The 24,021-nt window shown below is 35.0% G+C and carries 24 protein-coding genes; 10 read left to right on the top strand and 14 right to left on the bottom strand.

Annotation, left to right across the window (positions count from 1 at the left end; all coding sequences use genetic code 11):
- Positions 1–90 precede the first annotated feature (90 nt).
- Together FTRAC_RS07320 and dxs are read right to left on the bottom strand one after the other, a co-directional pair.
- Entirely contained in the window at positions 91–864 is a 774-nt protein-coding gene (locus FTRAC_RS07320; protein WP_013453599.1) for an alpha/beta fold hydrolase, read from the bottom strand.
- The gene (dxs, locus tag FTRAC_RS07315; protein ID WP_013453598.1) at positions 861–2,786 is read right to left on the bottom strand and encodes a 1-deoxy-D-xylulose-5-phosphate synthase; all 1,926 of its coding nucleotides are present in this window, start codon (positions 2,784–2,786) and stop codon (positions 861–863) included. The genes FTRAC_RS07320 and dxs overlap by 4 nt, the downstream gene beginning before the upstream one ends.
- A 275-nt stretch (positions 2,787–3,061) precedes the next feature.
- Here dxs and FTRAC_RS07310 point away from each other — a divergent pair, with 275 nt between their 5' ends.
- From FTRAC_RS07310 to FTRAC_RS07300, 3 genes are all read left to right on the top strand, one after another.
- Entirely contained in the window at positions 3,062–3,808 is a 747-nt protein-coding gene (locus tag FTRAC_RS07310) for a segregation and condensation protein A (RefSeq protein ID WP_013453597.1), read from the top strand.
- Positions 3,805–4,854, top strand: a complete 1,050-nt coding sequence (locus FTRAC_RS07305; protein WP_013453596.1) for a lysylphosphatidylglycerol synthase transmembrane domain-containing protein — start codon at positions 3,805–3,807, stop codon at positions 4,852–4,854. Before FTRAC_RS07310 ends, FTRAC_RS07305 begins: the two co-directional genes overlap by 4 nt.
- 487 nt (positions 4,855–5,341) lie before the next feature.
- On the top strand, positions 5,342–5,731 hold the full coding sequence (locus FTRAC_RS07300) for a VOC family protein (protein WP_013453595.1): 390 nt from the start codon (positions 5,342–5,344) through the stop codon (positions 5,729–5,731).
- On the opposite strand, the gene FTRAC_RS07295 is transcribed toward FTRAC_RS07300, so the two are convergent.
- Positions 5,732–6,328, bottom strand: coding sequence for a hypothetical protein (locus FTRAC_RS07295; protein WP_013453594.1), 597 nt, complete (start codon positions 6,326–6,328; stop codon positions 5,732–5,734).
- Positions 6,321–6,800, bottom strand: coding sequence for an RNA polymerase sigma factor (locus FTRAC_RS07290; protein ID WP_013453593.1), 480 nt, complete (start codon positions 6,798–6,800; stop codon positions 6,321–6,323). The genes FTRAC_RS07295 and FTRAC_RS07290 overlap by 8 nt, the downstream gene beginning before the upstream one ends.
- Before the next feature lie 122 nt (positions 6,801–6,922).
- Here FTRAC_RS07290 and FTRAC_RS07285 point away from each other — a divergent pair, with 122 nt between their 5' ends.
- Entirely contained in the window at positions 6,923–7,804 is an 882-nt protein-coding gene (locus tag FTRAC_RS07285; protein WP_013453592.1) for a TraB/GumN family protein, read from the top strand.
- Positions 7,805–7,851: 47 nt separating this feature from the next.
- Here FTRAC_RS07285 and map read toward each other — a convergent pair whose 3' ends face one another.
- The 4 genes from map to FTRAC_RS07265 all read right to left on the bottom strand — a co-directional run bounded on the left by map (position 7,852) and on the right by FTRAC_RS07265 (position 9,717).
- Positions 7,852–8,643 (bottom strand): type I methionyl aminopeptidase, encoded by a 792-nt coding sequence (map, locus tag FTRAC_RS07280; protein ID WP_013453591.1) that lies wholly within the window; start codon positions 8,641–8,643, stop codon positions 7,852–7,854.
- Positions 8,640–9,041, bottom strand: coding sequence for a BT0820 family HAD-type phosphatase (locus tag FTRAC_RS07275; protein WP_013453590.1), 402 nt, complete (start codon positions 9,039–9,041; stop codon positions 8,640–8,642). Before FTRAC_RS07275 ends, map begins: the two co-directional genes overlap by 4 nt.
- A 103-nt stretch (positions 9,042–9,144) precedes the next feature.
- Entirely contained in the window at positions 9,145–9,447 is a 303-nt protein-coding gene (locus FTRAC_RS07270; protein ID WP_013453589.1) for a hypothetical protein, read from the bottom strand.
- Between the two features lie 42 nt (positions 9,448–9,489).
- Entirely contained in the window at positions 9,490–9,717 is a 228-nt protein-coding gene (locus tag FTRAC_RS07265; protein ID WP_013453588.1) for a hypothetical protein, read from the bottom strand.
- Positions 9,718–9,896: 179 nt separating this feature from the next.
- Here FTRAC_RS07265 and FTRAC_RS07260 point away from each other — a divergent pair, with 179 nt between their 5' ends.
- Positions 9,897–11,054 carry a 1-acyl-sn-glycerol-3-phosphate acyltransferase gene (locus FTRAC_RS07260; protein WP_013453587.1) on the top strand — a complete coding sequence of 386 codons (1,158 nt, stop codon included), beginning with the start codon at positions 9,897–9,899 and terminating at the stop codon, positions 11,052–11,054.
- Here FTRAC_RS07260 and FTRAC_RS07255 read toward each other — a convergent pair.
- Both FTRAC_RS07255 and FTRAC_RS07250 read right to left on the bottom strand, forming a co-directional pair.
- A complete protein-coding gene (locus FTRAC_RS07255; protein WP_013453586.1) occupies positions 11,049–11,585 on the bottom strand; it encodes a hypothetical protein in 537 nt (178 codons plus the stop codon). The two genes, FTRAC_RS07260 and FTRAC_RS07255, sit on opposite strands and share 6 nt — an antisense overlap.
- A 38-nt stretch (positions 11,586–11,623) precedes the next feature.
- Positions 11,624–12,655, bottom strand: a complete 1,032-nt coding sequence (locus FTRAC_RS07250; RefSeq protein WP_013453585.1) for an RluA family pseudouridine synthase — start codon at positions 12,653–12,655, stop codon at positions 11,624–11,626.
- Between the two features lie 113 nt (positions 12,656–12,768).
- Between FTRAC_RS07250 and FTRAC_RS07245 the strand changes: the two genes are divergently transcribed.
- From FTRAC_RS07245 to FTRAC_RS07225, 5 genes are all read left to right on the top strand, one after another.
- A complete protein-coding gene (locus FTRAC_RS07245; RefSeq protein WP_041649616.1) occupies positions 12,769–13,647 on the top strand; it encodes a porin family protein in 879 nt (292 codons plus the stop codon).
- Complete coding sequence (locus FTRAC_RS07240; RefSeq protein WP_013453583.1) at positions 13,644–14,804, top strand: hypothetical protein; 1,161 nt, start codon at positions 13,644–13,646, stop codon at positions 14,802–14,804. The genes FTRAC_RS07245 and FTRAC_RS07240 overlap by 4 nt, the downstream gene beginning before the upstream one ends.
- Positions 14,805–14,842: 38 nt before the next feature.
- Positions 14,843–15,331: a TlpA family protein disulfide reductase gene (locus FTRAC_RS07235; RefSeq protein ID WP_013453582.1), complete on the top strand. Its 489-nt coding sequence runs from the start codon at positions 14,843–14,845 to the stop codon at positions 15,329–15,331.
- Between the two features lie 7 nt (positions 15,332–15,338).
- On the top strand, positions 15,339–15,935 hold the full coding sequence (locus FTRAC_RS07230; protein WP_013453581.1) for a thioredoxin family protein: 597 nt from the start codon (positions 15,339–15,341) through the stop codon (positions 15,933–15,935).
- Positions 15,936–16,117: 182 nt separating this feature from the next.
- On the top strand, positions 16,118–16,726 hold the full coding sequence (locus FTRAC_RS07225; RefSeq protein WP_185094445.1) for a porin family protein: 609 nt from the start codon (positions 16,118–16,120) through the stop codon (positions 16,724–16,726).
- A 53-nt stretch (positions 16,727–16,779) separates the two neighbouring features.
- Here the strand turns inward: FTRAC_RS07225 and FTRAC_RS07220 are convergent, their stop codons facing one another.
- The 4 genes from FTRAC_RS07220 to FTRAC_RS07205 all read right to left on the bottom strand — a co-directional run bounded on the left by FTRAC_RS07220 (position 16,780) and on the right by FTRAC_RS07205 (position 23,938).
- Positions 16,780–18,303: a GH3 auxin-responsive promoter family protein gene (locus tag FTRAC_RS07220; RefSeq protein ID WP_013453579.1), complete on the bottom strand. Its 1,524-nt coding sequence runs from the start codon at positions 18,301–18,303 to the stop codon at positions 16,780–16,782.
- Between the two features lie 3 nt (positions 18,304–18,306).
- Entirely contained in the window at positions 18,307–19,038 is a 732-nt protein-coding gene (gene lptB / locus FTRAC_RS07215; protein WP_013453578.1) for an LPS export ABC transporter ATP-binding protein, read from the bottom strand.
- A gap of 66 nt (positions 19,039–19,104) precedes the next feature.
- Positions 19,105–20,814: a single-stranded-DNA-specific exonuclease RecJ gene (recJ, locus tag FTRAC_RS07210; protein WP_013453577.1), complete on the bottom strand. Its 1,710-nt coding sequence runs from the start codon at positions 20,812–20,814 to the stop codon at positions 19,105–19,107.
- Positions 20,815–20,881: 67 nt separating this feature from the next.
- Positions 20,882–23,938, bottom strand: coding sequence for a CHAT domain-containing protein (locus tag FTRAC_RS07205; protein ID WP_013453576.1), 3,057 nt, complete (start codon positions 23,936–23,938; stop codon positions 20,882–20,884).
- Positions 23,939–24,021: the final 83 nt, after the last annotated feature.

The following is a 24,021-nucleotide window of genomic DNA, read 5'->3' as shown; positions in this document are numbered from 1 at the left end:
AATTAAGGTTCTTTCAGTTTATTGACGAGATTTAATTGGCGGCCTCTTGTCAACTGATTTTAGTTAAGCTAAAATTTGTCAATTGTCTTTTTACTTGTGAGTAACCTCAATAAATTTAGAGATAGCCAGAAAAACTTCTTCTTCTTCTTCAAACATCCCCATATGCCCTGTTTTTGGCAGATTTTTTAAATAAGGGTGTTTCATAAATTTAATTTGAGATTTACTAAGCGCAACTGGTATGCTTGGGTCTTCTTCACCATAGATATATAGAATAGAGCCTTCAAATTCTTTTATAAAGTCCAGACTATCACTACGGTCACGCATGGCTAGCATGTAGTCAGTAAGTGTTTTTTCAGGAATTTTACTTCCTTCTTCTACTATTGATTGAATTGTGTCTTGTAATTTAACACGGTGATTCTCGTGAAACAACATGGGAACAAAACTTTCAATGAATTTACCGACACCGTGCTTTTGAATGAATTCAATAGATTTTTCCCGTCCTTCCTTTTTTTCTTCTGTATCAGATAATGCAGAAGAATGTATCAGTCCGATGTGAGAAACAATATTAGGAAATCTTTTGGCTATTTCTAATGTTACATATCCGCCCAGTGAATGTCCCATAATGATACATTCGGAAACATTTAATCTTTTGAGACAGTCGTATATGGAATTAGCTACCATATCAAGGCTGTGCTCATATGGTAAGCTATCGCTTTTTCCGAAACCAGGTAAATCAGGAGTGATTACCTTATATTTTTTAGATAATCTTTCCCTGTAATGGTTCCATATTTTATGGGTTTCCCCATAACCGTGTAAAAAAACTACCGGATAACCTTTTCCGGATACTTCATAGTGAATGGTCATAGTTTAGCATGTAATGAATGTTCAACCATTTGAAGCGCTGTAGTAAAAATACCTTCTGGATCAAAATTGCATTCTGCATGAAGTTCGTGTTGCTCACCATGCTCAACAACTCGATCCGGAATACCTAAGCGTTTCACTTGTGAAGAATAATCATTTTCTGCCATAAATTCAAGTATTGCACTACCAAATCCGCCCATAAGGCAACCATCTTCTATGGTTATTACCTTTTTATATTGGGAAAATACCTCATGCAATAATTTTTCATCTAATGGTTTTACAAATCGCATATCAAAAACACCTGCCTCAACTCCTTGTTCCGCAAGTTTTTCTGCTGCTTCGAGTGCATAATTTCCGATATGACCAATACTTAAAATTGCTAGATCTTTACCTTCTTTCAGTTTCCTTCCAGTACCTATTTCCATGGCTTCCATAGGTGTTCTCCATTCGGGCATAACTCCTTTTCCTCTAGGATAACGGATGGTAAATGCTTTTCCTTCTCTTGGTAATTGAGAAGTGAACATCATATTCCTTAATTCTGACTCATTCATTGGGGCAGCCACAATCATATTTGGGATACAACGCATATATGCAATGTCGTAATTACCATGGTGAGTTGGACCATCAGCACCTGCAAATCCTGCTCTATCTAAGAAGAAATTAACAGGTAAATCCTGAATACAAACATCATGGATTACTTGATCATAACCCCTTTGCATAAAGGTACTGTAAATATTACAGAATGGAATTAAGCCCTGGGTAGCTAATCCTGCTGAAAAGGTTACAGCATGTTGTTCTGCAATTCCAACGTCAAAGGCTCTGTCTGGCATGGCTTTCATCATGATATTTAACGAAGAACCAGAGGGCATTGCAGGAGTAACTCCCACAATTTTATCGTTTTGTTCTGCTAATTCTACTATTGTATGACCAAATACTTCTTGATATTTTGGAGCAGAGGGCTTTTCAACAGGTTTTTTCTGAATCTCTCCAGTTATTTTATCAAATTTACCTGGTGCATGCCATTTGGTTTGATCTTTTTCAGCTGGACCAAAACCTTTACCTTTAGTAGTGACACAGTGTAACACTTTTGGTCCAGGGATATCTTTTAAATCTCTTAATACATGAACTAAATGATTTACATCATGACCATCAACAGGGCCAAAATATCTTAAATTTAGAGATTCAAATAAGTTACTTTGCTTTAATAAGAATGATTTGATGCTATTCTCTAATTTTCCTACAACCTCTTGAGCACTTTTTCCGAAACCACTTACTTTTCCCAATAATTTCCAAACATCATCACGCATCTTATTGTAGGTGTGCGATGTGGTAATGTCGGTTAAATATTCTTTTAATGCCCCAACATTCGGATCAATTGACATGCAATTGTCATTCAAAATAATGATCATGTTCGCATCTGAAGCGCCAGCATGATTCATGCCTTCAAAAGCCATTCCGCCAGTCATGGCGCCATCACCTATTACTGCGATGTGCTGCTTATCAAATTCACCTTTTAAATTTGATGCTAATGCCATACCTAAAGCAGCTGAAATTGAGGTAGAAGAATGGCCTACTCCAAACGCATCATATTCGCTTTCTTTTCTTTTAGGAAAACCAGACATTCCTCCATAAACCCGGTTAGTATGGAATTTTTCTTTTCTTCCTGTTAAGATTTTATGACCGTATGCTTGATGACCCACATCCCAAATTACTTGGTCTTCTGGGGTGTTGAAAACATAATGAAGGGCAGTAGTTAATTCTACAACTCCTAAGCTTGCACCAAAATGACCACCATATATCGATACGTTATCAATAATGAATTGTCTTAACTCTTGACTTAATTGTACTAGTTGAGATTGATTGAGGTTCCTGAGATCAGCAGGACTGTCAATCTTTGATAAAAGTTCTCCGGGTTGAATAAGCATAGTGTATTAAAATGTTTAATGCTGAAAACAAATACAATATGTAAATGTTTCATCTGATTAAATATTCCCTCTAAATATTTTTATTTATGAGTCAATTCAATCTTTACGTAGAGTGTATTCAATGAAGAAGTTAGACACAAAACGTTTCAATCCACAAATTACCGAAAAATTTGTTTTATAAAAGGCAAATTTACAATAAAATCCGGCCATTCATCTGCAATCTTTTCAAAATCGATTATCTTTGAAATCTTTGAACACCTAAATAATCGTCACTATTGAGTTTTGAAATAAAACTTCCGCTTTTTGAAGGACCTTTCGATTTACTCCTTTTCTTTATTGAAAGGGATGAATTGGATATATATGATATCCCTATTTCTAAAATCACCAATGATTTTCTGGATTATTTGAAGCATTTGGAGCAAATGAATATTGAAGTGGCGAGTGAATTTATTTTGGTGGCTTCTACGCTCATGCGAATTAAGGCAAAAATGTTGTTGCCTAGGCCTCAGATTGATGAAGAGGGCAATGAGATTGATCCTAGAGAGGAATTAGTTAGACATTTATTAGAATACAAAAAATATAAATCAGTATTGCAAGAGCTTTCAGATATGGAAGGTATCATGCAAGAAAAGGAAAAGCGAGGAAATGTGAAGAGGGAAGTAAGGTCACTTTCTGAAACTATCAATGTGGAAGCGGAGCTTCAAAATGTAGATTTATATAAACTTTTAAGGGTTTTTAGGGACGTGATGGCACGTTATGAACTCGAAAAAAACAAACCTTCTCATAAGGTGGTTCAATATCCGTATACCATCGAAGGTCAGAAAGATCATATCATTGGAAAACTGGAAAGAGATGGTAAATTAGCTTTCACTAAATTTATTGAAGAGAAACCCGAAAAAATAGCGGTGATTTTTAATTTTCTAGCCATATTAGAGTTATTGCAAAGTTCTTTGATTACCATTACGGTCGGAGAAGGCTTTAATAATTTTTGGCTCGAAAAAATTGAAACAGTTGCTGAATGAAATTAGAGAAGGAGAAAATTTTCAAGACCCTCAATCCCAATAAGGTATGGATTCCTGTATTATTGGGTGTTTCTATTGTAGCTTTTTTGTTTTATCAGGATGATTCGGTAACAGTCGAAAATCTGTCTTTAATTTTTGAAGCTGAAATCATACCGGTGGCACTTGCCTTTTTAGTGTTATTTGCTCGAGATGTCGGTTATGTATATCGTATCAGAATGATTACCGGGAAAAAACTAACATGGAAAAGTAGTATTTATGTTATAATTCTGTGGGAGTTTGCCTCTGCCGTAACCCCTTCGGTTGTTGGAGGAACTGCTGTAGCCGTCTTTATTTTAATGAAAGAGGGCTTGAAGTTAGGGAAAGCTTTGGCCTATACAATGATCACCGCTATTTTTGATAATTTATATTTTGTGGTGATGGCTCCAATCGTGTATTTGATCGCCTCAGGTCATATATTCCCACAAAATTCAATGATAGAGACACAACTTGGTAGGAGCTTGCCTACATTGTTCATTATAAGTTACTCTCTTATTGCAGTTTATACCTTTGTGATGGCGTTTGCAGTTTTAGTCAATCCAAGATGGTTTAGGTGGATCTTATTGAAAATTACTTCCATAAAATTTCTTAGAAGATGGAGACAAGGGGCTTATGAACAAGGCTCTGAAATCATGATGGCCTCGAAAGAGCTAAGAGGCAGGGATTTTATGTATTGGTTAAAGATTTCACTTTCCACTATTTTTATATGGACGGCACGTTATGCTATGTTGAACTGTGTGATAGAAGCCTTTTCTAACCAGTCTTTCTTCGAGCATATTGTGATTTTTGCTCGCCATGTGGTCATTTGGATTACGATGTTGGTTTCTCCGACTCCTGGTAGTAGCGGCACAGCGGAGTTTATATTTACTCAATTCTTTCAGGAAGATTTGGGCTCGGTTACCTTTATCACTAATATTTTCTGGCGTTTGATGACTTATTACCCTTATTTATTTTTAGGGGCATTGGTTTTGCCTAGATGGATTGCAAGGGTTTTTAAGAAGAAGAAATAGTTAAGTTTTGACAGGATTTTCGGTATAATTGGCACATGCTAAACTCATTTGCCAACAGTCTGGATGCGGTTTGCCGGTTTTCCACAGTCTAACCGCTATTGGATTTTCCTCGGATATCGGTCATATTACTGTTTTTCTGTTATAACAATTGTATGGAAATATAAGGTCGTTCCTCTGGAACCTTTGGTTGTTGTATTGCTTTTGGTTACCATAAGGTCGTTTCTACCAAACTGCCTCAAAGGAAGCTGATAAAAAATGCGATTGCAAAAGCTTCATGCAAGGGACTTTCCGTGCTTATGTCAGACTTTGAAAAAGTCGGACATTAATCATCTAGTAAAATCCCAATGTCTGACACTCAATTGTTGCTATCAGCTTTAATATTTGCAAATAGATTCATACAGATTGACTAATCTGGCTAGAGGTATAAATGTCCGACATTTCTGAGAGTTGATTCGTAATTATAATCAAAATTTCATAAATTGATTTTATGCAAATCAATCAAATCAAAGAGACTTGCCTTTATATTAAAGACTTGGAAAAGGCCAAAGAATTTTATCACGGAAAGCTAGGTTTGCCCATCATAACTCATGCCCCTGAAAAATTAATTTTCTTTCGTTCGGGCAGCTCAGTGCTGCTTTGCTTTAATCCAGATTTTAGTGAAGATCAGGATGTTCCTCCGCCACATTTTGCAAGAGGAAAACAGCATATTGCCTTTGAGGTTCCTGCGGATGATTATGATTCAGCGAAAGCGGAACTAGAAGCGCAAGGCATTAGCATAACCTATGAGCATGAGTGGCCCAATGGAAAGTTATCGGCTTATTTTGAAGATCCTGAAGGGCATGTTTTGGAGATAGTACCCGCGGGATTATGGGGATGATTATAGACTTTCTTCTAGGTCAGATATAAGTGTTTTGAGGCTTTTCATTTTTTTGGTATACATAAGATCTATAAGCTTTAAAAAAATACCAATTGAAATAACTAATCCTACCGTGATCAAGGTAATTGCTATCAATATTTCTTTGCTAGTAGCTTGACTAAATTTATTGGAGAGACTTTCCCAACCACCGCTGAACTGTAAACCAAATGCAAATCCGGCTGTAGTTAAAATTACGCCTGAAATTTTGTAGTGGTTCATGAACTTTTCTAGTATTCGGTATGAGTGTTTTAGATACTCATAGGTACTTAAAGTGATGAAGTTTACACTAAGTTGAGATAGTAATTTATTGTAGTAATAAACAGTTGAAATAAAAATAACAAGACAAAGACCTGCCGCTAAAAACAGCTCATAAAAAAGTAAACTCGCCAGTATTATTGGATACAGTACGAAATTGAACTTGTGTTCTTTTCTAATCGTTTTAATGATGCGATCCAACATATTAGTAGAGCTCTGCTGTAGTAATTTGTCTACTGCTTCCTCCTCTATACGTTCCTTAGAACTTTCTAATTTCCAGATTTCTTTTAGATCTTTATCCATTAAGCTTTTCTTTTAATTCTTTCTTAATTCGATTGACTTTAACTCCAATATTTGAAATATTTATTCCCAGAATTTCTGCCATTTCTTTGTATTTTTTTTCTTCTAAGTACAGTAGAATGATTGCTCGGTCCATTTTCTTCAGTGAACGAATTGCATCGTATAATTTGTCTAACTGGTCTTGACCAGCTATATCCTCTTCACTAATATGGTCGTAAGCCAAGTTTAGGCTTGAAGTAACTATTTGTCGGTTTTTCTTTCTTACTTGAGTAAGGCAAACATTCAAACTAATTCTGTAGACCCAAGTGGATATTTTTGCTTCGCCTTTGTAGTTATTATATGCTTTCCATAATTGTATAGCAACCTCCTGAAAATAATCCTCAAACTCTGCACTATCGTTTGAATAGGCACGACAGATCTTTGATATTATCAGTTTGTTTTCATTAAGAAGTTCTTTGTAGGCTTTGTTTTCCATAAAATTTAACCGGTTACCCGGTTAGTCGCTCAAATCATGAAATTATTACAGAAAGTTTGAAATATTTGTAATAAATACCACAAATTCGATACTAATGAAATGAAAAACAAAAATATAAAATCATGATAAACAAATTTAGTCAGTACCTTAAGTTATCACTTCTGTTATTTGCCGTAATAGCAATTACCTCAGATCTAAAATCTCAAACCCCTGAAGAAAATGCTACGCTATGGAAGATAAGTGGAAATGGTTTGTCTCAATCATCCTACTTATTTGGAACCATTCATATGATGTGTAAAGAGGATTACGAAATGTCGGATTTGGTTATTGAAGCAGTCGAAAAATCTGATAAAGTTGCTCTTGAATTGGATATGGATGACCCACAGTTGAACGCTAAGATGCAAAAACTATCTGTCAGTCTGGAAATGAAAAATATTAAGGGGAGTCTATCAGCAGCGCAAGAGAAAATTGTCGATGATTATTTTAAAACAAATTATGGTACTGGAATTGCACAAGTTGGGGTACTAAAGCCATTTGTTTTAAGCTCTATGGTGATGCTAAAAAGCGCTGATTGCGAAATAGTACAGTATGAAGCAGAATTTGTAAAATTGGCACAACAGCAGGAGAAGGAAGTCGTGGGTTTAGAAACTGTTGAATTCCAAATTGGCTTATTTGATGATTTGGATTATGAAAGCCAGGTAGCGTCTTTGGTCGAGAGCATAGAAGATCCCAAGCAAACAAAAGCACTTCTGGATCAGATGCAGTCGGCTTATTTGAATAAAGATTTGGAAGAAATTGCATCATTAATGGCGGAACATGAGGAAGTACCCGGATTCAATGAAAAATTGTTGGATGAGAGAAATCAAAAATGGATTTCAGGAATGAAGGAGTACTCTGAGGATGCCTCAGTTTTTTATGCAGTAGGCGTAGGTCACTTGCCTGGTGATGAAGGCGTCATATCCTTGTTGCGAAAGGCTGGATATGAAGTCACGGCTGTCGAATAGACAACAAAGTCAAGCAGCTGCCTGCTGTTTTTGGCAGGCAGTTGCTTTTAAAATATGGCCACCCCCTTTTTTTCTAATGCTTCTTCCACATAATCAAAAGTGGAAAGAATATCAGGTTTACCATCCACTATCGCTACATCATGCTCGAAATGTGCAGAATATCTACCATCAGCTGTTACAATTGACCAGCCATCAGCTAATTGCTTAATGCTTCTTCCACCTAGGTTAATCATAGGTTCAATGGCTAATACCATGCCTTCTTTTAGTTTGGCTCCTCTGCCTCTTTTACCATAATTCGGTACTTCAGGCGATTCGTGCATTTTTCTACCCAAGCCATGGCCAACTAATTCTCTTACCACTCCATAGCCATGTTTTTCAGCATGTTGTTGAATAGCAAAACCAATATCGCCAATTCTGTTTCCAGCTTTACACTCTTCTATCCCTAAATACAATGATTCTTTAGTGACTTTCAATAACTGCTCTATTTCTGACTTTACTTCACCCACAGCAAATGTGTAGGCATGGTCACCATAAAATCCGTTCATTTTTACGCCACAATCAATAGAGATAATATCACCTTCTCTCAAAGGATCATTATTGGGGAAACCATGCACTACCTGCTCATTAGGGCTCATGCAAAGCGTATTTGGAAAATCATATAAACCTAAAAAACCAGGTTCTCCACCATGATCTCTAATGAATTCTTCCGCTTTTTTATCCAGTTCCAAAGTAGAAATCCCTGGTTCAAGCATTTCAGCCATTAAACCTAAGGTTTTGGATACCAGCAATGCGCTTTTACGCATTATTTCAATTTCTTCTTTCGTTTTCAAATGAATCATCTCATCAAATCTTTTAATTTTTCCCAAAAGCTCTTTTTCGGAAGTGTGTATTCAACTGGATTATTGCCCAATAGTTCCCAAACTTTGCTCCAGCCTAAAAATCCGCCAATACTTCTATCATCAATAAAATAGTCAACATTAAGTTTTCGGCTTTGTCCCTGCTCTAGTTCCTCTTCAGGAAAGTTTTTATTAACAGCATAGAATTCAATCCCATGCTTTTTGCAAAAATCTACTGCTTCCTGTAAAGCTTTACCCTCACGCACCGTCCACAAAATTAGTTGATGTTGCTGTTGCTGCAGGGCTTTTAGAGTTTCAAAAGCAAATAATTGAGGCTTACCGATACCTGGGTATCGGTCTTCTACTATTGTGCCATCAAAATCAACTGCAATTTTCAACATTTTTTTACAATTTTAGCTAGATTTTTTACTTTTTGATCTAAAGTAAAATCATTGCTACCTCCATACTCAATTAATAATTCGGTCATGGTCTGGTAAGTAAAGTTTATTTTGCTTTGTATTCTGCTCTAATTCTTGCCTTTAAGCAAAGGCGGTCATATATCATTTCCGCCAGCTTTTCAGGGATTTTTTCATTTCCAGGCTGCAAAGTTAAGGCAAATTCTTTTTCCGACACATCAATGCGGTACATTATCTGCACCAGTTGTTGAAAGTCAGTATCTAATAAGTGGGAAATATAGGGGCTGAGCTTTTCAATAAAGCTCTGTTTGTTGAAAGATTGCTCCTGAGTGATTTCAAAGTCAGGAATTAATTTTTGGGATACGGTAATGAGTTCTTTTTGGTAATCCATCAGTTGGTGTTTACCACAAAACTATAAATTCAATTGCGATTATTAAAGACTAGCGTCTAATATGGAATTTTGGTTTTGGTATTGAAAATCGAACCAATAAGCATAATCTTGGTACTCCACACAATCCGGGAGCGAGATATTATTGATTTCTAATTTCATTTTTGCAGATTGAGGAACCCAACTGTTGAAAAGCTCTCGTTGATCGTAAGGCAAGCTAGAAATCTGAATGAAATTGATGCCTTGGTGGAAATTAGGACTTGCTTTTAGCATTGTTTTTGATTTTCTATTTTTACAAATGTAGGAATTTATAACCGACTTAGTATTAAGTGTTTGTTAATAGTTTATGAAATTCTTTAACTAGGCTTGTAAATGTTCAAACAGGCAATTTTTAAGGTAATTCACGGTTTTTATCATAAATTTCGCTTATTTCGTGTTTCTATTTTTTATTTATGGAGTATTTGGAAGCATTTGATTCGATTAGACCTTATAAAGATTCAGAAGTGAATGAAGCTGTTCAGCGCTTGATTCAGCATCCATTTTTTGATCAAGTAACCAAAAAGGTTTTTCCTGAAAAATCTATGGATCAGCTTAAGATGGCTTTGTCTGAAGTGAAAACTGTTAAGGATTTCCAGAAAGTAATGATGTATCCAACGGCCAGAAGGGTTCTTGATAATAGTTCTGAGGGAATTTCTCATGATGGATTTGATAAAATTAATCCTGACAAATCTTATCTTTTTATTTCCAATCACAGAGATATTGTTTTGGATTCTACTATTCTAAATGTTTTGTTGTTTGAATTGGGAGTTGATACAACTGAAGTAGCAATCGGAAATAATCTTTTAGTGAACCAATGGGTAACTGATCTGGCAAAACTGAATAAGAACTTTATCGTCAATCGTAACATCCCACCAAGGGAAATGTATTCTTATTCTCAAACACTATCATCTTATATTCGACATACTATTTTAGATAGAAAGACATCCATTTGGATTGCTCAGCGAGAAGGAAGAACGAAAGATGGAGATGATCAAACACAACAAGGATTACTAAAAATGATTGGGCTTAGTGGAGATAAGAACTTTTATGAAAACTATGCTCCCTTAAGAATTGCTCCTATGGCAATTTCTTATGAATACGACCCTTGCGATGTTTTAAAAGCACGTGAAGTAGCTTCTAAATTGGCAGGTAAACCGGTTGAAAAAACACCTGAAGATGACCTGCAAAGTATGATTGCCGGTATAACGGGAGTAAAAGGAAGGGTTCATATTTCCATTGGTAAAATTGTTGATGAAAAATTACAGGAGATTCGTGAAGTCAAAAATAAGAATGATCAAATGCAGGCATTAGCCGATTTGATTGATGAGCGAGTGCATAAAAGCTACAAACTTTGGCCTAATAATTTTATAGCTTACGATTTGTTGTATGAAGAGCGGTTTTCAGATCATTACACAAAAGAAGAAGCAGAAAAATTTGAAACTTATCTTCGAAAACAAGCTCAAAATTTTTCTGCTGATTTTAATGAGTTAAAGGATCCTCTGTTGGCTATGTATGCCAATCCTGTAAAAAACAAATTAAAGGTAGAAGGATTGGCAGAAAGCGAATTATAATATCTTGGCCTTTACTTCAAATATCATTTCGGCAGAAATATCAGTCTCAGAATTAGTGGTTTCATCTGTTACGGCTTCAAATTGCAAACTGTAACTGTCTTCTTTGATATATTCGTCTAAGTTGGCTTCAGTAGTTTGTAGATCTAATACGCTACCTACATTGTCAGGTATATCCTGAATCTCTGCTATTAAAGTAGAACCTTCGCTATTATTATGGATATATATTTCTAAGCTTTTTAAGAAGCTAAATGTCCGGCCGTCAGGACTTGTAATAGTTAGCTTTAAATCAGTTAAATTCACATTTTCAACAAGATTAGCACTTGTGTTATTATTTTCAAAGCTTTGCTCTGAAGAAGTATTGATGTCTGGCGTTGGGAAATCCAATGGAATATTGATCCCTGATGCAGAGGGCACTGTAAATTCTGCAGAGTTGCGTATGTCAAAAGTAGCAATCTTATCTAGTTTTTCTTGAATATCGCAGCTACTAAAAAATAGAAATGCGGTAATAGAGATTAAAAAAATATTTCTCATAAATTAAAAATATTTGGTTTGCTAGTAAATACGGAAGATCAATGGAATTGGATGTAATGCCTCCATTTTTCTAGTACTTCTTCAAAGTCTTTTGGCAACTCGGATTCGAAATGGACCGACTTGTTGCTGGAAGGATGAATAAAACCTAGTGATTTGGCATGTAAAGCTTGTCTTGGGATAATTTTAAAGCAATTGTCCACAAAGGATTTGTATTTGGAGAATTGAGTTCCTTTTAAAATTCGATCTCCTCCGTAAGTAGCATCATTAAACAATGGATGCCCAATATATTTCATATGAGCACGAATTTGGTGTGTTCTTCCCGTTTCTAAGTTACACTGAATAAGCGTCACATATCTTAATCTTTCCAGCACTTTGTAGTGGGTAATGGCAGTTCTGCCAAAATCACCTTCCGGAAAAGCATCTGTGATCCTTCTGTCTTTAAAACTTCGACCTAAATTTACATCAATAGTGCCTTCTTCATCTTCCAACTCACCCCATACCAAGGCGTAATAAGTCCTTTCAATGCTGTGATCAAAAAACTGTTTGGCAAGTGCTGTCATGGACTTTTCAGTTTTTGCTATCACCAATAGGCCGGAAGTATCTTTATCGATTCTGTGAACAAGTCCAGGTCTCCCCTCATTCCCTTGCATTTCAGGCAATTGCTGAAAATGGTATGCTAAGGCATTAACCAAAGTGCCTTCCCAATTTTGATGTGCTGGATGCACTACCATTCCAGCTTCTTTATTTACAATCAGGAGATCAGAATCTTCATATACAATATCTAAAGGAATGTTTTCTGGTTTTACTTCTGTATCTCGTGGTGGCTCAGGCAAGGCAATTCGGATATTATCATCGGGATGGACTTTGTAATTCGGTTTGATCGTTACTCCGTTGACCTGCACAAAACCATCTTTTATAGCTTTTTGCACTTTGTTTCTGGTCACATTCGGCAATCTGTCCATTAAGAATTTATCTATTCTTAATAAATCTTGTTTAGGATCTACTTTTATTTGATGATGTTCAAACAATCCATCATCTTCTTGCTCATTTTTTGATATATCTTCTTGCATAGTATTTTTACAGTGTGTAAAGTTAGTAAAAAGATAGTGTGAACGAATACTTCATTTATTTTGATTGATGTATAAAAAGTAAGATATTTATTGTGGTGTATGGAAATAAAAGGATGTTAAGATATTTTTGCAGTATACTGTTATTACTGTCAGCGGTTATTTGTCAAGCCCAATCTGTTTGGGAGAAGTTGAACAAAGACCCTTTTAAAAATTCGCAAGTGTACGTAGGTTTTAGGGCTGGTGCTAATTTTAACACGGTTAATGTGAATAATCGCTATTCTGTAATCAAGCCCACCACCAGGTTAGACGAAGGTTTATATGATAAAAAGTATCAAGAAGTAGAAAATATCGGAGTTATTTACGGGATCACCTTTCTTTATCAATTTGAACAAAGATTAGTAGTAGGTGCTAATGCATCCATCAATCAAATACGATTTCAGTATAAGCAAGATCAGCCTGGTTCTAGCAGAAGTGTGCAATATATTCACAATCATGATCTAAACTATTTGGATGTCCCTGTTTTTTTTAGGTTTATGTTCAGGAAAGTCAATAGCCGTTTTTGGGATAAATCTAGTCGAAAACCAACTGTTCCGGCAATTATTCCATTTGCACAGATTGGGTTGAGCTTTTCAGTCTTGATGAATGCGGATAAAGAATATTCTAAATACACAACACAAAATGGAATTGAGAGTAAAGAGTATGAAAAAAATTCAAACATTAAATCTATAATGTCACCTTTTACGGTGGGAGCATTTATTGGAGGAGGCGCAAGATTTAGAGTCGGGACTTTTTATATAACTGCAGAGGCGAATTTCAGGCAGGGTTTAAGTAATGCCAATAGCCAGAATGCAAGATATCAGAATGACAACCTTCAGAATGAAGCTTATGACATCATGGATGATTTTAGCTTTCAATCAGTGGAGGGTTTAATTGGGATTATTTTTCCATTAAAATATTTAAGTAAAAAGGAATTCATGCCGGTTGAGATATGAGAAGTTTATTAATCATAATATCGGCTATAGTTTTATTTTCTTCCTGTACAGAAGATTTAATGGAATTCACTCCTACCGAAAAGTTCAATAGTATTTTTGACAATCCGTCAGAAGGGCTAGATTTTAAACCTTTAGATGCAATTGAGACTGAAGATGGAGGTTTTTTGGTGTTGTCTGCATTAGCAAATGAGGAAATTTTTATTTTGAAAATCAGCAACAGAGGTGATTTTCAATGGAGCAGTCAATTAGAAGCCCAATATGCTAAAGCTGTGCCTCACTTAATTAAAAAAGAGGGGCAGTATTATTTCATGGGAAGTACTTTACCAGATTATGCAGCTACTTTATTTGAGATTAAAGATTTGGAACAATCAATTGAGGCAGTAAGAACCTACACTGCTTATAGAAACCCATTGGCATTTAATGGTTTAACTCCAGAATCATATTTGCTTTTAACCTATAATGATACAACGGGTACAGTATTAAGTAAGATTTTAGATGGTTTTGCGATGGAATGGGCTAGGAGATATGATAACATTAAAAATGCAGATCAGAAACTAGAAAATTTTCAAAATTCTAATATGGCTGACTTTTTTGTAGGGTCTTATAATTCAGGATCGGTAATTTATTTCAATTCCCTGAGAAATGATGGGATGAATTTGACATACACAGATATTCAAGGAATAGAAACTGGTAAAATACGGGCTTCACAGAGAGATATGATCAATTCTGTATTACCACAGGGTGATGGGTTGCTTGCATTGAATTACATCTTTAGAAATCAAGCTTATTTTGTTAATAATTATCAACCGATTGCTAAAGATTCTATTAATCTACAAGTTTTAGGTGGTGAAATAGTACAAGATCGGTTGATTGTTGAGAATTCATTAAATCTCACCTTTACGGTTGGTACTGCGGAGTATCTTGTAAATGCATATTCTACTTTAGATGGTAGAATAAAACTTAATTTTTACAATTCTCAAAGCGGGAAACAAGTTGCTATTAAGTATTTAGGTGGCGTTGATCCCTTGGAGATTGTAGAGATTATACCAACAGAAGACGAAGGGATGGCAATATTGTCTAAAATCATTATTGCAGGGGCAAAGGAAAGAATAAACCTATTGAAAATTCCTAAAGAGGAGATTTTGGAAATTTTATAATTTCAACAATTTAAAAGATTAATCGTTATCCATTTGCTATGAAAAAAATACTCTTTGGTTTAATTTTATTGATATCAATGTTCATTTCAAATGAAGCTTATGCTCAAAGTGGAGGTTTGAAAATTATTGATGTGCCTGAATTGGAGAAAATTATGGCTCAATCCGATGGTGAAAAGCTTAAAGTAATTAATTTTTGGGCTACTTGGTGCAAGCCTTGTGTTAAGGAGCTTCCTTATTTTGTGAATGCCCAAAGTCAATTTCCAAATGTAGAATTTATTTATATGAGTATCGATTTTTCTGAAAGTGCTGCTAAGGCAGAAAAATTTGCTCAAAAGAAGAGGTTGAATCCTTCAGGTTTGTATTTAATAGATGATGTGGATTATAATTCTTGGATAGACAAAGTGTCTCCCGATTGGTCAGGAGCTATACCCGCTACTTTGATCATGAAGGATGGAAAGAAATATTTCTATGAAAAAGAATTTCATGAAGGAGAACTGGAAGAGTTGATAAAACAAAAACTAAATTAATATTGCTATGAAAAAGTTAATAGGATTTTCAATTTTACTAATCGCTTTAGTGGCTTTTAGCTTTAAAAATGATGGGTACGATATTGGGGATAAAGCCATGGACTTTTCGCTTAAAAATGTGAATGGAGAAATGGTTTCTATGGATGACTATGATGAGGCCAAAGGCTTTATGATAATTTTCACATGTAACTCATGTCCTTATTCCGTTGCTTATGAAGACAGAATTATTGCATTGCATGAAAAATATGCTGACAAAGGAGTTCCAGTTATTGCAATCAATCCAAATGATGATGAGAAATCTCCAAAAGATTCATTTAAAAAGATGATCGTAAGAGCAAAAGAAAAAGGATTTCCCTTTCCTTATGTTTATGATGAAACCCAAGAGATCACAAGAGCTTATGGTGCGACTAATACTCCTCATGTTTACGTTTTAGATGCAGATAGGACTGTGAAATACATTGGAGCTATTGACAATAATACTAAATCAGCGGAAAAAGCTGATAAGAAGTATGTTGAAGATGCAGTAGATGCAGTGTTGAATGGTAAGGAAGTACTAGAAAGGAAGACCAAGGCAATTGGATGCACAATCAAGTGGGCATCGTAATATTTCAGAATAAAAGTGATTTAAGAAGCTAACATTTATGTTAGCTTTTTTTGTTTGATACTCAGCTTGTTTGATGTTATAAGCTTGACAATAAATTTCACTCAAATTTAACGAGATAAAATCATTTGTAACCATTTCCGATGAGTTCCGCTTAAATGATGCATAACCAAACTTTTTTAAAGATGAATAAAGTAATTTTAGTATTACCTTTTTTAATTTTAAGTTCACTTTTTGTAAATGCTCAAAAGGAACAAAATGGAATAAGAGCATCTTTAAACCTTTCAAATTTATATGTTGATGAGGTCGATGATGAAAATACAAAGCCTGGCTTTGCTGTAGGGGTATATTTCCGTAAAGGCTTATCAGATCAAATAAGTATTCAGCCTGAAATTAATTATAGCTTAAAGGGATCACAAATCAATTATGATGGCTTTTTTAGTGGAACTGGGAAGTACCGATATAATCTATCCTATGTAGAGATACCAGTTTTAGCAAATATTCATTTAGGAGAAAGCTTGTATTTAAGTGCAGGTCCTTATGTCGCTTCTTTAATTGCAGTAAAAGTAAAAGATGTGAATGGAGATGGAACAGTCAATAATGTTGAAGAGTATGATAGAGATGATTTTAATACATTTGACTATGGTGTTGCAGCAGGTGTAGGCTTTGACTTTACAGGCGGAACAGCTGGTGTTCGCTATAATTATGGACTAGTTGATGTAGCACCTAATGGAAATGGATTAGACAATGGAAAAAACTCAGTATTACAATTCTTTATTGGCTTTGAGTTTTAAGCAGTGAATGAAATAGATTTAAAGCACAGTTGTTTTTGGCAGCTGTGCTTATTTTAGTTTTGCTCTACCATCTCCAATAAGTCTTCCAAGTATTTTCTATTATTAGACAACCTAGGTACTTTATTCTGCCCGCCTAATTTACCTCTTTTCCTCATCCATTCATAGAATGTGCCTTGAGAGACTTTATGAATGACGAGGCAATGCAGAGCAATATCTTTGTGTCTTTTGGCATCGTAATCAGAATTTATTTTTCTGATTTCATCATCAAGTAATTTGGAGAATTCTTCAAGATTTTCGGGTTCTTTTGAAAATTCTATCACCCATTCATGGGCTCCGCTTTTTCCTTGTTTTAAATATTTTGGTGCAGCTGTAAAATTATCAATAATAACGCCTGTTTTGTTACAAGCTGTAGCAATCGCTTTTTCAGCATTTTCTATCATTAACTCTTCACCAAATGCATTGATGAAATGCTTAGTCCTACCACTGATCTTTATTCTATATGGGTTTAATGAGGTAAAGCGAATGGTGTCTCCGATTCTATATCTCCACAATCCAGCATTAGTGCTGATGACAATTTCATAAACCTTATTGAGCTCTACATCAGCCAATCGAATGGTTTTGGGTTGTTTTTCATCTATATTTTCCAAAGGAATAAACTCATAGAAAATTCCATAATCCAGCATCAAAAGCATTTCATCAGAATCCATTCTGTCTTGAATTCCAAAAAAGCCCTCAGAAGCATTATAGGTTTCCAAATAATTCATTTTCGGGGATTTTATTAAATCCCTGAAAAGAGGCTGATAAGGCACAAATGAAACAGCTCCATGAATAAATAATTCTAAATTGGGCCAAACCTCAGAAATATCGTCTTTGCCGCTTAGCTCCAGAATTCTTTGCAAAAGAACTACAGTCCAGGTGGGTACACCTGTGAGGCTTGTGACATCCTCCTTCATGGTAGCATTGGCCATTGCTTCAATTTTTCCTTCCCACTCGTCCATCAAGGCTATTTCTAGACTAGGTGTTCTAATTATTTGCACCCAAAACGGCAGATTTTTCATGATTACGGCTGAAACGTCCCCATAAAATGAGTTAGAGTTATTGTCAAATTGATTGACCTGCTGGCTTCCACCAATACTCAAATTTTTGCCAGTAAAAAGCCTGGATTCGGGGTTGTTGTTAAGATAGATCGATAACAAATCCTTTCCACCTTTAAAATGACAATCTTCTAGCGCTTCATCCGAAACGGGAATGAATTTACTTCTGTCATTTGTGGTTCCAGAGGATTTGGAAAACCACCTGATTTCGGTTGGCCATAATATGTTTTGATCTCCTTTTAGGAGTTGATCGATATAAGGAAATAATTCTTCATAAGTGTGTAATGGAACTCTTTCTTGATATTGTTGGAAGTTCTTTAGATCTTCAAACTGATATTCTCTTCCAAATTTGGTATTCCTTGCTCTATAAATCAACTTTTGAAGTACTTCGCTTTGCATTTCATTTGGGTACTTCATGAAAAGCTCCACTTCGTGAATTCTTTTCTTCATTACCCAAGTCATTATAGAGTGGAGGAATTCCATAGTTTATAGTTTGCGTTTTAATTCGAAATGCTTGCCTAAATATACTCTACGTACTTGTTCATCATTCGCTAATTCTTCAGCAGTTCCCGCTTTCAATAGTTTTCCTTCAAACATTAAATAAGCTCTGTCTGTGATGGATAAGGTTTCGTTCACATTGTGATCTGTAATGAGGATGCCAATATTTTTTTCTTTTAATCTCCCTACTATTGTTTGAATTTCTTCTACGGCAATAGGGTCAACACCGGCAAAGGGTTCGTCCAATAATATAAATGATGGATCCATTGCCAGTGCTCGAGCAATTTCGGTTCTTCTTCTTTCTCCACCAGAGAGCACCATGCCTTTATTTTTACGGACATGTCCAAGACTAAATTCGTCCAAGAGGCTCTCCATTTTTTCTTTTTTGGCGGCCTTACTGATTTTCCTCATTTCCAAAACGGCCATTAAGTTCTCTTCCACAGTAAGTGATCTAAAAACAGAGGCTTCTTGTGCCAAATAGCCTACTCCCTTTTTAGCTCTTTTATACATAGGAAGCCCAGTGATATTTTGTTCGTCTAGAAATATTTCTCCAGAGTTGGGCTTAACCAGGCCCACAATCATATAAAAAGAAGTAGTTTTTCCGGCACCGTTAGGCCCTAGAAGTCCAACAATCTCGCCTTGTTCTACACTTACAGAAATATGGTCAACTACAGTCCTTTTTGAATATTTCTTTACCAGATTTTCAGCTCTTAATATCATTTTTATTTTTTTGTTTTGAAGCATGAAAGCAACAAACATACCTAAACAGCAAATTAACGAAAATAATTAATCAATGCGGATATCTTTTAAATAAAGCTGTAAAGATTTCAAACCATTAAAGTGGTTTTCTTGTATCGTAAAAGCTAACTCAAATGCATTTGAATTCATAATAAGTGCTTTATATTCTGCCATTCCAAATCCAATGGCAGTGATTTTATTTTTTCCACTTCGATCCTTTACAGTAAGTTTTAAATGTTTTTCTTTAAGAATTAAAGGTTCACCTAAAACAGATAAGTTTTTTGCAGCAAAAACAGGTTGCATATTGCCTGGTCCGAAAGGATCCATTTGACTTAATATGGAATAAAACTTATCCGTAATTTGATCTATTTCAATGTAGCTATCAATTTTTACTTTTGGGATAAGTTGATCCTCGGTAATATTTTTTTGAACTACAGCTTCAAAAGCAGCAGCAAAACTAGGTATTTGATCTATTGCAAGTGTTAATCCTGCTGCATGTTTGTGTCCTCCGAATTGTTCCAAATATTCTTTACATGACTCAATAGCCGAATATAGATCAAACCCGTCTACAGAACGAGCTGAACCCGTTGCTTTTCCATTGGATTCAGTCATAATGATAGTGGGTCGGTAATGATGTTCAATACATCTAGAAGCTACTATTCCAATAACACCTTTATGCCAATTTTTATTGAATAACACAGTACTTTTTGCCGAAAGCATACTGGTGTTTTCTTCAATTGTACTTAAAGCTTCACTCGTAATGTTCTGATCAAAATCTTTTCTTGTGGTGTTTTTATGGGAAACATTTTCTGCTATAATGAGTGCTTCGTCTTCATGAATGGCGGTTAATAATCTTACCGCTAAATGAGCGTGATCAATTCTGCCGGCAGCATTTATTCTGGGGCCAAGTTGAAATACTAAATTTGAAATGGTAATTTTTTCTTTCAATCCCGAGGCTTGAATCAAAGCTTTTATCCCTGGTCTGGGATTGAAATTTATTTTCTCCAATCCATAAAATGCAAGTATTCTATTTTCTCCTGTCACTGCCACAATATCTGCTGCTATACTTATGGCAACTAGATCAAGTAATTCAAAAGCATGATGTTCAGGGATTTCTTTTTGAATGCAAAATGCTTGTATGAGCTTAAAACCGACCCCGCATCCGGATAATTCTTTGAAAGGGTAGGGACAGTCCTTTCTCTTTGGATCCAGAACAGCTACGGCTTGAGGTAGTTTTTCACTTGGATTGTGATGATCACATATTATGAAGTCAATATTTTCAGAATTTGCGTAATCAACTTTATCTATAGCTTTAATGCCACAATCCAAAGAAATAATTAGGCTGCAGTTCTTCTCTTTTGCATAATCAATGCCTTTATAGGAAATCCCATACCCTTCCACATACCTATCAGGAATGTAGTAGTAAAGATTTTTACAATAGCTTTTTAAGAAGCTGTACATCATAGCTACTGAGGTAGATCCATCCACATCATAATCGCCATATACCAGAATAGATTCGTGATTGTCAAGAGCTTTTATTAGTCGCTCAACAGCGATTGGCATATCCTTCATCAAAAACGGATCATGGCAGTCTTCAATTGAAGGTCTAAAAAAAGTTTTTGCTTCTTCAAAATTACTGATGCCTCTTGATAGGAGAATTTTTGATAGGACAGGATTTATATTGATGGATTGACTCAATTCATGAATCATTTTTTGTTCAGGTTCTGACGCTATAATCCACTTTTTCTGTTTTGGCATGTTACAAAATTAAAAAGGCTTCGATCAATACCGAAGCCTTTCTTAAAAATGATTTTATCTATTATGTTTATTCTCCGACCATTACAAATGCTCCCCAATAAAATGGTGATTCATATTTCTCTTTTATGGTTTTTTGAGCGTCATTAAATGCAGTTAATTTATCTTTTCCGCCAATCCAGTTTTGATAGAAATTAGTCATTAGTTCTTGAGTAGCTTCATCATCAACAGACCATAAACTCATTATTATAGCATCTGCGCCAGCAACCTGAAATGCCCTTCTTAATCCATAAACACCTTCACCATTTTTTAATTCTCCCAAACCAGTTTCACAAGCTGAAAGTACTACCAATTCGGTGTTATTTAAATTGAGGTTCATGGCTTCATATGCTGTTAAAATTCCGTCTTGCTGGTTGGTTTCATTAATTCCAGAAGTGATAAATGAATTTGCACCTGCCATTATTAAACCAGATTTAAGAAGTGGGTTTTGGGAATATTTATCAACTTCAGATTCACTAGTGCTTGCTTCGTTATCTTCAAGGAAGAATCCATGCGTGGCAATATGCAACACTTTAGGATTTTTTACGCTTTTTAACTGGGTTTCATCTGCTTCGTTTTCTAAATAAGTATTAGGTTTAGTTGAGGCATTTTCACCATAGAGTTCATTGATTTTGTTTACCTCTTCTTTCGTGCCAGGTAATGAAGTCACTAAAGAATTACCTCTGATATAACGTTGTAGATTACCTCGTAGACCTCTGTTAAGACTTGCGTTTTCCACAATTTTTTCGGCAACATTATCGTTTTTCTCTTTTGATTCCGTTATCCCCTTATTGTAATTAGGGAACCCAAAAAGACTAGGTGCAGAAGCTAGATTAGAATTTTTCCTTTTATTGAAGGCGATTAGATCTTTTGTATTGGTTACCAATTGGATGTTTTGCTCCTCCAATACATATTTATCTGTTTTGGAGTTATATAAGGCATTAATACTAATTTGATTGTATATGCCATCAGGTGATAGATATATTTTATTGTACTTATTTGTATTGTCTGCTATAGGTTTCCAATAGAACTCGTAACTGTATTGATCTTTGACTTTATATTTGATTGAGTTTTTGTAGTTCTTAATGTATTTGTTTTCTAATTCCAGCCCATTTTCTAATAATATGAGTTTTGGCTGTTTTGAATTTTTATCAATTAGTAATGCGGCATAATTAATTTGATGTTGAAAAATTCCACTACTGTCAGGTTTGAATTTTCTAAACCTAATCATTTCAATTGCAGCTTCATTTTCTTTTAATTCATTTTGAACGTCTTTCCAAGTGTAATCTTTTGCAACAAAAGCTTCCTCAAAATCGGACGAGGCTCTGCTTAATTCCTTTTCCAAATCTTTTGAGGTAGAAATCAGTGAATCCAACTGCATTTCTTGCTGAGCAATTTCTTCTTCGGACATGGAGTAGAGTTGGGCGATAAGCTCCTTTGTATTGATCCAGCTTTGATACTTATTTTTAAGGTCTTCATCATCACTATTAAAAATATTTTTTCGAGCTTTAGCGGTCGCATACATAATTATGCCCTTTGTGGCTAATTGATAGTTATACATATCGCCCAATAAAGAAGGGTCTTTGTCTTTATAGGCAATAGCGAATGAATTGTATTCTTCAAAGGTTGATCGTAAAGTGTTGGTGTAAAAATTTGCTTTTTGCTGCTCGCTTAAAGCTGGGAAATAGGCCTCAATCTGCGCAAAATAATTAGCAAAAGTTTCATTGAAATAGTTTTTAGCTTTTTTGGGATTGTCTTGAAACCAAGTAAGCTCAGCTAACTCTTTGCTGCTTTCTGCATAAAGAGGGTGGTTTTTACTTAAATATTCTGATCGCAAATCATGAGCTTTTTTAATATGTTTTTCAGCTTTTTTAAGATTGTTTACTCTGAAATTTGCAATCCCCCAATTAAGTTCATATTTAGAATATTCTGGGTTGCTTTTTTCTAAAATCGACTGTGAGGCATCAAAGCTCTCTCCCATTAACTTTTTGTAGCCAGTCAAGTCATTAACATGATTTAGAATTTGTGCTTTCTCTTTCAAATGGCGTACATAGAGTTCGCTGTTTTTCCCTAATTCATTTTCAATTATTCTCAAAGAGTTGCTGATGTAGTATAGTGCTGAATCTTCTTGACCAGTAGCTGCAAGATTCTGAGCATAATTATTGTAGGCTATTGCATTGTCCAAGGTTTCTTTATCCGAGATAATCTGTCTAAATAAATCTATGGATTCATCATATAAGCCTATTTTCCAATATAGCAGTGCTAAATTGTTTTTAGTTTTTGTTCTTAATAATTGATTGTCCGATATTTTAGAAATAATATCTAATGCTTGTGTATAAAGTAATTCTGCTTCAGAATATTGAGAACGGTAATAATATGGAATTGCTAAAGTTACTAGGGCTTCCGCATAGGCAATACTTTCTTTTCCGAAATGTTCTTCAATGAACTTTAGATTCTTTTTAAGTATTTCTTCGGCATTAGAATAGTAGCCTATATCAAAGTAAGCCATTCCAAGTTCTTTGTTTACGACATGTTGGTATTGTTCATTGACAAAATCAATCTCTAATAATCCCTCCAGAATATCCATTGATATTCTGTGCTCACCCAAAAATCCATGAGTTTTAGCTAGTTCTATTTCGCTTTCAACATATGCAGCACTGGCAGTACCTAGGTGCTTTTTATATAGATCGGAAGCTTCAGAAAAATTTTGTTTTGATTTTTGAAAATCGTTGACAAATTGTAAGTAGTAGCCTAAGTTAAAATGGATGTCGGCAATCATTACAGGGTCGATCTTTGGGAGTTTTTTCCGTAGATCTAGTTCTTTTTGCATGACTGCCAAAGCATTATCTAAACTATCAAAAGCTAAATAAGCATCCCCTAAAAAATAAAGTAATTCAGCAGAGATTGAATCTGTTCTTTGATTTGCTTGTTGAATAATTTTAACTTTGTGATTTATAATCTTTTCATAATCTTCTGCATCAAAGGCAGTTTTCATATTGCTGAAAAGGTCTGAATTATGATTTTGGGCTGATATATTTGCGATGGAGTAGAATAGACCAACCAAAAGTAGTAAAGTTAATTTTTTCATAATGAAAATTTAAGCATTTTTATAGGATAAATATAGCATAAAAAAATAGTAATAAAAAAATATTAATTAGGATTTATATAATA

The sequence above is a fragment of the Marivirga tractuosa DSM 4126 genome (assembly GCF_000183425.1).
Taxonomy (GTDB): Bacteria; Bacteroidota; Bacteroidia; order Cytophagales; family Cyclobacteriaceae; genus Marivirga; species Marivirga tractuosa.
This window is presented reverse-complemented; position numbering and strand designations above follow the sequence as displayed.

Excerpts from the sequence above, each read along its gene's own strand:
- FTRAC_RS07270 (WP_013453589.1), bottom strand. The coding sequence starts at position 9,447 with ATGGATTACCAAAAAGAACTCATTACCGTATCCCAAAAATTAATTCCT.
- FTRAC_RS07205 (WP_013453576.1), bottom strand. The coding sequence starts at position 23,938 with ATGAAAAAATTAACTTTACTACTTTTGGTTGGTCTATTCTACTCCATC.
- FTRAC_RS07220 (WP_013453579.1), bottom strand. The coding sequence starts at position 18,303 with ATGGAATTCCTCCACTCTATAATGACTTGGGTAATGAAGAAAAGAATT.
- FTRAC_RS07225 (WP_185094445.1), top strand. The coding sequence starts at position 16,118 with ATGAATAAAGTAATTTTAGTATTACCTTTTTTAATTTTAAGTTCACTT.
- map (WP_013453591.1), bottom strand. The coding sequence starts at position 8,643 with ATGATTCATTTGAAAACGAAAGAAGAAATTGAAATAATGCGTAAAAGC.
- FTRAC_RS07255 (WP_013453586.1), bottom strand. The coding sequence starts at position 11,585 with ATGAGAAATATTTTTTTAATCTCTATTACCGCATTTCTATTTTTTAGT.
- FTRAC_RS07275 (WP_013453590.1), bottom strand. The coding sequence starts at position 9,041 with ATGTTGAAAATTGCAGTTGATTTTGATGGCACAATAGTAGAAGACCGA.
- FTRAC_RS07290 (WP_013453593.1), bottom strand. The coding sequence starts at position 6,800 with ATGGAAAACAAAGCCTACAAAGAACTTCTTAATGAAAACAAACTGATA.
- FTRAC_RS07235 (WP_013453582.1), top strand. The coding sequence starts at position 14,843 with ATGAAAAAAATACTCTTTGGTTTAATTTTATTGATATCAATGTTCATT.
- dxs (WP_013453598.1), bottom strand. The coding sequence starts at position 2,786 with ATGCTTATTCAACCCGGAGAACTTTTATCAAAGATTGACAGTCCTGCT.
- FTRAC_RS07240 (WP_013453583.1), top strand. The coding sequence starts at position 13,644 with ATGAGAAGTTTATTAATCATAATATCGGCTATAGTTTTATTTTCTTCC.
- FTRAC_RS07245 (WP_041649616.1), top strand. The coding sequence starts at position 12,769 with ATGTTAAGATATTTTTGCAGTATACTGTTATTACTGTCAGCGGTTATT.
- FTRAC_RS07300 (WP_013453595.1), top strand. The coding sequence starts at position 5,342 with ATGCAAATCAATCAAATCAAAGAGACTTGCCTTTATATTAAAGACTTG.
- FTRAC_RS07250 (WP_013453585.1), bottom strand. The coding sequence starts at position 12,655 with ATGCAAGAAGATATATCAAAAAATGAGCAAGAAGATGATGGATTGTTT.
- FTRAC_RS07265 (WP_013453588.1), bottom strand. The coding sequence starts at position 9,717 with ATGCTAAAAGCAAGTCCTAATTTCCACCAAGGCATCAATTTCATTCAG.
- FTRAC_RS07305 (WP_013453596.1), top strand. The coding sequence starts at position 3,805 with ATGAAATTAGAGAAGGAGAAAATTTTCAAGACCCTCAATCCCAATAAG.
- FTRAC_RS07230 (WP_013453581.1), top strand. The coding sequence starts at position 15,339 with ATGAAAAAGTTAATAGGATTTTCAATTTTACTAATCGCTTTAGTGGCT.
- lptB (WP_013453578.1), bottom strand. The coding sequence starts at position 19,038 with ATGATATTAAGAGCTGAAAATCTGGTAAAGAAATATTCAAAAAGGACT.
- recJ (WP_013453577.1), bottom strand. The coding sequence starts at position 20,814 with ATGCCAAAACAGAAAAAGTGGATTATAGCGTCAGAACCTGAACAAAAA.
- FTRAC_RS07285 (WP_013453592.1), top strand. The coding sequence starts at position 6,923 with ATGATAAACAAATTTAGTCAGTACCTTAAGTTATCACTTCTGTTATTT.
- FTRAC_RS07260 (WP_013453587.1), top strand. The coding sequence starts at position 9,897 with ATGGAGTATTTGGAAGCATTTGATTCGATTAGACCTTATAAAGATTCA.
- FTRAC_RS07295 (WP_013453594.1), bottom strand. The coding sequence starts at position 6,328 with ATGGATAAAGATCTAAAAGAAATCTGGAAATTAGAAAGTTCTAAGGAA.
- FTRAC_RS07320 (WP_013453599.1), bottom strand. The coding sequence starts at position 864 with ATGACCATTCACTATGAAGTATCCGGAAAAGGTTATCCGGTAGTTTTT.